We start from the raw sequence: 9,730 nt of genomic DNA, 5'->3' as shown, positions 1-9,730 counted from the left end.
CTGTTAAAAGCGGCAGAGCTGGCCAGACGTACGTTTTACTGGCAGCTGGCTTTCGGGAAAAAGCCGGACAAAGATGCTGATGATAAGCATCAGATTTTAGCGCTGTTCCATAAGCATAAAGGGCGATATGGATACCGGCGTATCACGCTGGCCGGTCGTCGGCAAGGGAGTTCACTGAATCATAAAACGGTTCAGAGACTGATGCAGCAGTTAGACTTAACCGCCTGTATCAGAAGGAAGAAATACAACTCTTACAAAGGGCGATATGGCAAAGCTGCGGGTAATGTGCTGAACCGCCAGTTCAGTGCAGACAAACCCAACCAGAAGTGGGTAACAGACGTGACAGAATTTAAAATTGCCGGGGAAAAGCTGTATTTATCCCCGGTCCTTGACCTGTATAACGGTGAAATCGTGGCGTATCAGATGGAGCATCGACCCGTTCTGTCGATGGTGGACGATATGCTGAGTAAGGCGCTGTCGGTTCTGAGTGAAGGTGAATATCCGCTGGTACATTCAGACCAGGGTTGGCAGTATCAGATGGCGCACTATCAGAAGCGACTCAGGGAAGCAGGGCTGAAACAGAGTATGTCACGCAAGGGAAACTGCTATGACAATGCGGTGATAGAAAGCTTCTTCGGCACGCTGAAAACGGAATGCCTGTATCTGGAGGAGTATAAAAGCATCAGGGAGTTACGGGATGCTATTGACGAATATATCTACTATTACAACCATGAAAGAATAAAACAGAAACTAAAAGGCCTGAGTCCGGTAGAGTACCGAACCCAGGCCCAGATAGCCGCCTGATATAAACCGTCCAACTTTATGGGGTCAGTTCACAAAACGGGAGGTTTTAAGGAGCTTATATGATGCGGTTTTGCTGGATTTTTGCCAGCCGTTCGGCTTTCGCCATACGCTTTTTACGCGCATCGCAAGGTTCAGGACAGTTGCAGACCTTCTCCATGCCTAGTGCTGCAATACCACCACAACTACCCTGAAGCGCTTTGCGCTTCACAATAACCCCTAGTGACATACCAAATATCACCAGCAAAAATATAACGAAGGTGGCTAAAAATACCGTCAGCATAATGGCTCCCGTCAGCCGCCAAAGTCATCGAGCATGATATTTTCATCCTCAACACCCAGGTCTTTAAGCATTTTAATCACTGCGGCGTTCATCATCGGCGGCCCACACATATAGAATTCACAGTCTTCTGGTGCCGGGTGGCTGCGAAGATAGTTTTCTAATAATACGTTGTGGATAAAGCCGGTGTAACCCGTCCAGTTATCTTCTGGCTGTGGATCAGAAAGCGCCACATTGAACGTGAAGTTCGGATTTTCCTGCGCCAGTTTTTCAAACTCTTCTTCGTAGAACATTTCACGTAACGAACGTGCGCCGTACCAGAAGCTGATTTTGCGCGTGCTATGAAGGCGTTTGAGCTGGTCAAAGATGTGTGAACGCATTGGCGCCATACCGGCACCACCGCCGATAAACACCATTTCTGCATTCGTATCTTTGGCAAAGAATTCACCGAACGGCCCAGAAATTGTCACTTTATCGCCCGCTTTCAGCGACCAGATATAAGAGGACATAATACCTGGAGGTGCATCTGGCACATTTGGTGGCGGCGTAGCGATACGCACGTTCAGCATGATAATGCCTTTCTCATCCGGGTAGTTCGCCATGGAATAGGCACGAACACAGGGTTCTTTCACCACAGACTTGAAACGGAACAGGTTAAATTTATCCCAGTCGCCACGGTATTCCTGCGGAACATCGAAGTCCTGGTAGTTAACTTCGTGAGGTGGGCTTTCAATCTGGATGTACCCCCCCGCACGAAACGGCACTACGTCACCATCAGGAATACGCAGCTTGAGTTCTTTGATGAACGTCGCTTTGTTATCGTTGGAGATAACTTCGCATTCCCATTTTTTAACGCCAAAGATTTCCTCTGGCAGCTCAATTTTCATGTCCTGCTTAACGGCAACCTGGCAGGCAAGACGGCAGCCCTCTTTCGCTTCACGTTTGGTGATATGCGAAAGTTCGGTAGGCAGAATATCACCACCGCCTTCTTTAACTGTGACACGGCATTGCCCGCAAGAACCACCACCACCACAAGCCGAGGAGATGAATATCCCTTGGTTTGACAGTGTGTTGAGCAGTTTGTCACCCGCCGGAGCATGAAACTGTTTGTCTGCTTCGTTGTTAATCTCAATCAGCACATCGCCGGAGTTAACAAGCTTTGACTTGGCAAACAGAATCATCAGCGCCAGAGCCAAAACAATAAGCGTGAACATCACCACGCCAAGAATAATTTCCATACCTTCCCGCCCTTATAGCTGCACACCGGAGAATGACATGAAACCTAGTGCCATTAATCCAGTGGTGATAAAGGTGATTCCTAAGCCACGCAATCCTGCGGGCACATTGGCATATTTCATCTTCTCGCGAATACCAGCCATCGCGACGATAGCCAGCATCCAGCCTACACCGGAACCCACACCATAAACGATGGATTCGCCGAAGCTGTAATCACGCTGCACCATAAACGACACGCCACCGAAAATGGCGCAGTTAACGGTGATAAGCGGCAGGAAGATACCCAGCGCGTTATAGAGAGCCGGGAAGAAACGATCGAGGATCATTTCAAGGATTTGCACCAGCGCTGCAATCACACCAATGAAGGTGATGAAATTCAGGAAGCTGAGGTCAACACCTTCAACCAATGCACCGTCGCGAAGCACAAGGTTATAAACCAGGTTATTCGCCGGAACGGCAATCCCTAAAACAACGGTAACCGCGACACCTAAACCAAATGCAGTAGAAACCTTCTTGGAAACCGCCAGGAAGGTACACATGCCAAGGAAGAACGCGAGCGCCATATTCTCAATAAACACCGCACGCACAAACAGACTAATCATATGTTCCATAGTCAGTTAGTCCTTTTCCTGCTGCGCAGGCTTCAGCGTACGCAGTGCCCAAATCAACAGGCCGATAATAAAGAACGCACTCGGCGCCAGCAGGAACATCCCGTTTGGCTGATACCAGCCACCGTTCTGCACCGTTTCAAGCACCGTGATACCAAATAATTTACCGCTGCCGATAAGCTCACGCAGGAAGCCAACTAACAGCAGAATCACACCATATCCCAGGCCGTTACCGATACCATCCATGAAGCTTGCCAGCGGTGGCGACTTCATGGCGTAGGCTTCGGCACGCCCCATCACAATACAGTTGGTGATGATCAGACCGACGAATACAGATAATTGCTTGGAAATTTCGTAAGCATAAGCACGTAGGATCTGATCCACGACGATAACTAACGAAGCAATGATCGCCATCTGCACGATGATTCGCACACTGTTTGGAATCAGGTTACGGATCATCGAGATAAACATGCTGGAGAACGCTGTCACCACAGTTACCGCGATGGTCATTACGAACGCCGTTTCCAGCTTCGTCGTTACAGCCAGCGCCGAACAGACACCGAGTATTTGCAAGGCAATCGGGTTGTTATCCACAAGAGGACTAACCAGTACCCGTTTGACCTCTTTCATGTCTGAAATATCAGCCATTGTTGAGCGCTCCTTCACGTACTTGTTTCAGGAAGGGGCCAAAACCGAGTTCACCCATCCAGAAATCAAAAGTGTGTTGTACACCGTTTGCTGTGAGCGTGGCACCGGATAAACCATCTACCCCGTACTCATCTCCCTGACGCGCACCGCCTTTCACAACACGAATAGCAGGCTTGCCATTGTCATCAAGTAGTTTTTTGCCAATCCACTGGGCACGCCAGTTCGGGTTTTCAACCTCACCACCCAGACCCGGGGTTTCACCCTGATCATAGTAAGTGATGCCTTTTACCGTGCGGCCATCGGTTTGCAGAGAAACGAAGGCGTACATCATCGACCACAGACCTTTGCCATACACAGGCAAAACTACTTCCTGAATTTTGTTTTGCTCATCCCGCACCAGGTAAATCTCAACAATATTGCTGCGATTTTTTATCCCGGCACGATCTTCGTCAGAGGTGAGTGCTTTGCTCTGATTTGGATCACGCAATGCTGCAGCCTGGTCGAATTTAGACGAGTCTTTATCCAGTAACTCGCCACTTTTCAAATCCAACAAACGCGGTGTAATGCGTGATTCAAATACGGCTTTAACATCTTCACCTGTCATTTTTGGTGTTGCTAAGCCCGCAACATCAAGAATGTTACGTTGCTTATCGAGCGCTTTTTGCTCCTGCTGACGAGCTTTAAGCCCCACAGCAGAACCAGCCACTACGACGGAGCAAACCAGGCAAAGCACCAGCACCACCAGCAGTGTTCTGCCAATGCTATCGTTACTTTTTACTTCAGCCACGCGACTTCCTCCGCTTGATATTGGCTTGCACCACCAGGTAATCGAACAACGGTGCAAAGAGGTTGGCGAACAGAATCGCCAGCATCATCCCTTCTGGATAGGCCGGGTTTACAACTCGAATTAATACACACATCACGCCGATGAGTGCCCCATACCACCATTTACCTTTGTTAGTAAACGAGGCCGAAACCGGATCGGTCGCCATAAACATCATGCCGAAAGCAAAACCACCCAGCACCAGATGCCAGTACCACGGCATGGCAAATAGCGGGTTGGTTTCAGAACCGATGAAGTTAAACAGCGTTGCTGTGGCAATCATGCCGAGCATAACGCCCGCCACGATGCGCCAGGATGCGACCCGACCAAACAGAATAATCGCACCACCAATCAGGATCATCAGCGTTGAAACTTCACCAATCGAACCGGGAATGTTGCCGAGGAAAGCATCCATCCATGTAACAGGTTGGCCTGTGACAACATTGACTAATGCTTCACCGCCGCCATGGGACCATTGCGAAAGCGGAGTTGCCCCAGAGAAACCATCAGCCGCGGTCCACACCAGGTCGCCCGAGATTTGCGCTGGATAAGCGAAGAACAGGAATGCACGGCCAGCCAGTGCAGGGTTCAGGAAGTTACGGCCTGTTCCACCGAAAATTTCTTTAGCGATAACCACACCGAAACTGATACCGAGTGCTGCTTGCCACAAAGGCATAGTTGGTGGCACCACCAGCGCAAAAAGAATTGAAGTAACAAAGAAGCCTTCGTTAATTTCATGTTTGCGGATGATAGAGAACAGAACTTCCCAGAAGCCACCGACCAAAAACACGGTGATGTAGATTGGCAGGAAGAAAACGGCCCCAAGCGTCATCATGCTGAGCCAGCCAGCATCAGGCGTAAAGTTTACGCCCAGCCACTGCGCGACAACATAATGCCAGTCAGATGAAATCACCTGCTGGAGTTGTTCTGCGCCGTACATCTTGTTCAAGGCAGGAATAGTTTGCAGCCCAACGTTGTACATGCCCCAGAACATTGCCGGGAATACAGCGAACCACACCAGGATCATCATGCGTTTCAGATCGATAGCATCACGAACATGGGAGGCTCCGGGCGTAACGATGCCTGGCGTATAAAACAGTGTCGCCGTCGCTTCAAAGAGCGGGTAGTACTTTTCTAGCTTTCCGCCTTGCGTGAAGTGCGGCTCTAGTTTTTCAAATAAATGCTTCAGGCCCATGACTTATCCTTCCTGCTCGATGCGGGTTAATACCTCACGTAGCACCGGGCCATATTCATATTTCCCCGGGCAAACGTAGGTACAAAGCGCCAAATCTTCTTCATCCAGCTCCAGACACCCCAGCAATTGAGCGCTGTCGGTATCTCCTGCCAGTAAGTCGCGCAATAACATCGTGGCCAGAATATCCAGCGGCATGACACGCTCATAGTTACCAATTGGCACCATTGCGCGTTCGCCACCATTGGTATCGGTAGAGAAGTTAAATAGTTTGCGCTTCAGGAAGTGGCCAACCGTGGTGCGTGTAATCGAATATTTATCGGCACCAGGCATTACCCAACCAAACAGTTCTTTTTCACGCCCTTCTTTCAGAACCGTGACTTGCAGGTGGAAACGACCAAGCCAGGCACGAGGGCCAGCGGCCATGGTTCCACTTAATACAGAACCGGAGACGATGCGGTTTTCGCCTTCTTCCAGCTCACCAGCAGTGAGCACTTCCAGAGATGCCCCCAGACGGGTGCGAATCAGACGTGGTTTTTTAACCTGTGGGCCGGCTAACGCAATAACGCGTTCGGTCCACAATTCGCCTTCAATAAATAATTTGCCGATGGCAATCACATCCTGGTAGTTAAGATGCCATACCGTTTTTTGCAGGCTAACAGGCTCCAGGAAATGAATGTGTGTGCCCACTAACCCAGCAGGGTGAGGACCGGAAAATTCATTAAACGTCACTTGTCCGCAAGCATGGCCGCCCAATTTACCGCCACCAGCCTGACAGACATGGACTTTTCCATCAGTCAGCCGTGACAACAGTGTTAAGCCCGCATCAAACATTTCGCGATGCGCACGAATAATGGGTTGCGGATCGGCCGCCAGCGGATTGGTATCAATGGCGGTCACAAAAATGGCCGCGGGAACGCTCGCAGGTTGTGGTGCTTTACTGAATGGTCGCGTACGAAGTGCAGTCCACAGGCCAGAAGATAGCAGCTGTGCCTGAACAGTTTCGCGCGGCAGTTTGCCAAGACTTTCAGGTGCAAAGCGTTCAAAAACGACCTGGTCATCACCCTGAACCTCAATAACCAGAGATTGTAGTACACGACGTTCACCACGATTTATCGTCGTTACCGTTCCACTCGCAGGAGCAGTAAAGAGCACACCAGGGTTCTTTTTATCTTCGAAGAGAGGCTGGCCTTTCAATACCTTGTCACCTTCCTGCACAAGCATAGAAGGGCGCATGCCGACATACTCTTCACCGAGCAGGGCCACGAAAGGTATCGCAGGGCCGTCATGGATTTGCTGTTCCGGTAAACCGGCAATAGGCAAATCCAGACCTTTTTTGATTTTTATCATAAGGTTATCACGTTTAAAATTGGCTTAAACATCGCGACAAAAAAGTGTAGCCGACAACGGATGGGTCGAAATGCTATTCAACCGATGCGACACATAAAGCGGTACAAACAGGAAACGCATCCATTCGCTATTACGAGAGGGAGGTATAAGTCGCCCGGGTAACCGGAACAAGTGACTTATGGATAGTTTCCTTTCATATCCGCAGGTCAACATTCGCGAAGGATTTTAGCATCATTAGCCCTCTGAAGGGGCAGAAATCAGCATAGAGATGTGCAGCAATGCGAGCTGTTACGCAAAAAGCAGCTCTTCATGTTTGTGAATGTATTTCATAACGGCTATTTATGTGTAGGATCGCTCTGTTTCAGGCTTGCGAAAATTTAGAACGATGCTAATGTGAGCGCTCCTGATACAGAGTATTCTGATTTTGGGTCTCTTTTTGCCGTCCTGGCATTTGGTATAAGTTTTTCAAGGAATAAAGCAGTATGCGCAAGATCGCACTCATTATTGCGATGCTTCTGATACCGTGCATGTCGTTTGCCAGCTTATTAAGCGGCAATACGTCTAACACGCCTGTCAGTAAAGAATTCAAGCAACAACTTATGGGCTCTCCTGTTTATATTCAGATATTTAAGGAAGAGCGCACGTTAGAGTTATATGTGAAGATGGGCGAACAGTATCAACTGCTCGACAGCTATAGCATCTGTAATTATTCCGGTGGGCTAGGTCCTAAACAACGTCAGGGTGATTTTAAAAGTCCTGAAGGTTTTTATAACGTGACCCGTAGCCAGCTAAAACCTGATAGCCGCTTCTATAAAGCCATTAATATTGGCTTCCCGAACGAGTTTGATCGCTCGCATGGTTATCAAGGTCAATATCTGATGATTCACGGTGCTTGCGTGTCCATTGGCTGCTATGCGATGACCGACACTAACATTGATGAGATTTTCCAGTTTGTTACCGGTGCTTTAGTCTTTGGTCAACCAAGCGTACAGGTCAGCATCTATCCGTTCCGCATGACAGATGCCAACATGCAACGTCACAAGTATTCTTACTACATCGACTTCTGGAAACAGCTGAAGCCAGGTTATGACTACTTTATGGCGAATCATCAGCCGCCAGGCGTTTCCGTTGTTAGCGGCAATTATGTGATCAGTAAGCCGATTGCGCATACAACACAACCGCAGCTGGCATCAAACTACGCGCTCCCCGAGACAAAATAGTTCCGACTCACCTGGTGCAATCTTGTGCCAGGTTTCGTTACCTGTAAGAGGTTGAGTCGCGATGACAGTGACCACATCGTTGAGTGTGGTCTCTTCCTGAAAATCGATCTCCACATCCTGATCCAACAGTTTTGCCACACCAAACGGTGCCCGTCGGGTTATCCAGTATAAATTGGTGGAGCAAAACGCCATCACGTATCGCCCATCCGACAACAACATATTGAACACACCTTTCTCTCGTAACTGTGCGGCAAGAATAGTGATGTAGCGGAACACCGCCTGCATATTGCCAGGCGTGCGTGGATAACGTTGCGTCAACTTATGGAGAAGCCAGCAAAACGCCTGCTCGCTATCAGTTTCGCCAATCGGGCGAAATGGGCCGGTATCAAGTGAGCGATGACCTTTGAGCTGCCCATTGTGAGCGTAGGTCCAGTTGCGGCCCCATAACTCGCGCGTAAAAGGGTGGGTATTTTCAAGCGCCACTTTTCCGCGGTTCGCCTGGCGAATGTGCGCGACCACTGAACAAGATTTGATAGGGTAATCCTGCACAAGCTTTGCGATAGGTGAATTAAAACTCGGTTGCGGATCTTTAAATGTGCGACATCCCTTACCTTCATAGAAAGTAATGCCCCAGCCGTCTTTATGCGGCCCCGTTCCACCGCCACGCTGCACCAAACCGGTAAAGCTAAAGCAAATATCCGTAGGTACATTGGCGCTCATCCCGAGCAGTTCGCACATAGTCTTCTCCCACTGCTATTCTCCTCCTCACTGTTTTGTAGGGTGGATAAACGAAGTGCCATCTACCACCTGCGTTATGGCGGCGGCGGATGGTGCAGGCTTATCCGCCCTACAAAAAACAAAGAGGATTAACGTTAAGCCTTAACCATCTCTTTTTCGATCAACTGAATCAGGATATGAATCACTTTGATGTGAATTTCCTGAATACGGTCAGCGTAGCCAAAGTGTGGAACACGAATTTCGACATCCGCAGTTCCATCCATTTTGCCGCCGTCTTTACCGGTCAGGGTAATGACTTTCATGCCTTTCGCACGAGCAGATTCAATGGCTTTAATTACATTGCCGGAATTACCTGAAGTGGAGATCCCCAGCAGCACATCGCCTTCACGGCCAACAGCTTCAACATAACGAGAGAAGATGTGGTCATAGCCAAAATCGTTCCCCACACAAGAGATGTGGCTGACATCAGAAATCGCGATTGCCGGGTAGCCCGGACGGTTTTCACGGTAGCGACCTGTCAACTCTTCAGCAAAGTGCATAGCATCACAATGTGAGCCACCATTGCCGCATGACAGCACTTTGCCACCTGCTTTAAAGCTATCAGCCAGCAATACTGCCGCGCGCTGAATAGCATGAATGTTAGCGTCATCTTTCAGGAAGTTAGCCAGCGTTTCAGCCGCTTCATTCAATTCATTACGAATAAGATCCTGGTACATGAGGATGTCCTTCAGTATTTTTCGATTGATTAACCCCAGCAGTTTACCGGATAGCGCGAGAAGCGCCATATCCTCCTGCTTTTGCTGTTCCGTGCGGTAACAATGTGAGCTGAGTTGT

The 9,730-nt window shown here is 49.1% G+C and carries 11 protein-coding genes; 2 read left to right on the top strand and 9 right to left on the bottom strand.

Annotated elements, in window-relative coordinates:
• A partial coding sequence (locus tag IX31_RS21105; RefSeq protein WP_122974074.1) for an IS3 family transposase occupies positions 1 to 804 on the top strand: 804 nt, incomplete at its 5' end.
• A gap of 55 nt (positions 805 to 859) precedes the next feature.
• On the opposite strand, the gene nqrM is transcribed toward IX31_RS21105, so the two are convergent.
• Genes nqrM through IX31_RS21070 form a run of 7 tightly spaced genes read right to left on the bottom strand, consistent with a single transcriptional unit; the run spans position 860 to position 6,938 of the window.
• Positions 860 to 1,084: a (Na+)-NQR maturation NqrM gene (gene nqrM / locus IX31_RS21100; protein ID WP_034461602.1), complete on the bottom strand. Its 225-nt coding sequence runs from the start codon at positions 1,082 to 1,084 to the stop codon at positions 860 to 862.
• A gap of 11 nt (positions 1,085 to 1,095) precedes the next feature.
• Positions 1,096 to 2,319 carry an NADH:ubiquinone reductase (Na(+)-transporting) subunit F gene (gene nqrF / locus IX31_RS21095; protein ID WP_034461601.1) on the bottom strand — a complete coding sequence of 408 codons (1,224 nt, stop codon included), beginning with the start codon at positions 2,317 to 2,319 and terminating at the stop codon, positions 1,096 to 1,098.
• Between the two features lie 12 nt (positions 2,320 to 2,331).
• Positions 2,332 to 2,928 (bottom strand): NADH:ubiquinone reductase (Na(+)-transporting) subunit E, encoded by a 597-nt coding sequence (nqrE, locus tag IX31_RS21090; protein WP_034461600.1) that lies wholly within the window; start codon positions 2,926 to 2,928, stop codon positions 2,332 to 2,334.
• A gap of 6 nt (positions 2,929 to 2,934) precedes the next feature.
• Positions 2,935 to 3,573: an NADH:ubiquinone reductase (Na(+)-transporting) subunit D gene (locus IX31_RS21085; protein WP_081908371.1), complete on the bottom strand. Its 639-nt coding sequence runs from the start codon at positions 3,571 to 3,573 to the stop codon at positions 2,935 to 2,937.
• A complete protein-coding gene (locus tag IX31_RS21080; protein WP_034461598.1) occupies positions 3,566 to 4,360 on the bottom strand; it encodes a Na(+)-translocating NADH-quinone reductase subunit C in 795 nt (264 codons plus the stop codon). The genes IX31_RS21085 and IX31_RS21080 overlap by 8 nt, the downstream gene beginning before the upstream one ends.
• Positions 4,353 to 5,591 carry an NADH:ubiquinone reductase (Na(+)-transporting) subunit B gene (locus IX31_RS21075; protein WP_034461596.1) on the bottom strand — a complete coding sequence of 413 codons (1,239 nt, stop codon included), beginning with the start codon at positions 5,589 to 5,591 and terminating at the stop codon, positions 4,353 to 4,355. The genes IX31_RS21080 and IX31_RS21075 overlap by 8 nt, the downstream gene beginning before the upstream one ends.
• 3 nt (positions 5,592 to 5,594) lie before the next feature.
• On the bottom strand, positions 5,595 to 6,938 hold the full coding sequence (locus IX31_RS21070; protein WP_034461594.1) for a Na(+)-translocating NADH-quinone reductase subunit A: 1,344 nt from the start codon (positions 6,936 to 6,938) through the stop codon (positions 5,595 to 5,597).
• A gap of 482 nt (positions 6,939 to 7,420) precedes the next feature.
• Between IX31_RS21070 and dpaA the strand changes: the two genes are divergently transcribed.
• Positions 7,421 to 8,158: a peptidoglycan meso-diaminopimelic acid protein amidase gene (gene dpaA / locus IX31_RS21065; RefSeq protein WP_034461593.1), complete on the top strand. Its 738-nt coding sequence runs from the start codon at positions 7,421 to 7,423 to the stop codon at positions 8,156 to 8,158.
• On the opposite strand, the gene IX31_RS21060 is transcribed toward dpaA, so the two are convergent.
• Positions 8,129 to 8,896, bottom strand: a complete 768-nt coding sequence (locus IX31_RS21060) for a class II glutamine amidotransferase (protein ID WP_034461591.1) — start codon at positions 8,894 to 8,896, stop codon at positions 8,129 to 8,131. The genes dpaA and IX31_RS21060 overlap by 30 nt on opposite strands.
• A gap of 134 nt (positions 8,897 to 9,030) precedes the next feature.
• The gene (lpcA, locus tag IX31_RS21055; protein ID WP_034461619.1) at positions 9,031 to 9,612 is read right to left on the bottom strand and encodes a D-sedoheptulose 7-phosphate isomerase; all 582 of its coding nucleotides are present in this window, start codon (positions 9,610 to 9,612) and stop codon (positions 9,031 to 9,033) included.
• Positions 9,613 to 9,730: the final 118 nt, after the last annotated feature.

The organism is Buttiauxella noackiae (assembly GCF_000737905.1).
Lineage (GTDB): Bacteria > Pseudomonadota > Gammaproteobacteria > Enterobacterales > Enterobacteriaceae > Buttiauxella > Buttiauxella noackiae.
This window is presented reverse-complemented; position numbering and strand designations above follow the sequence as displayed.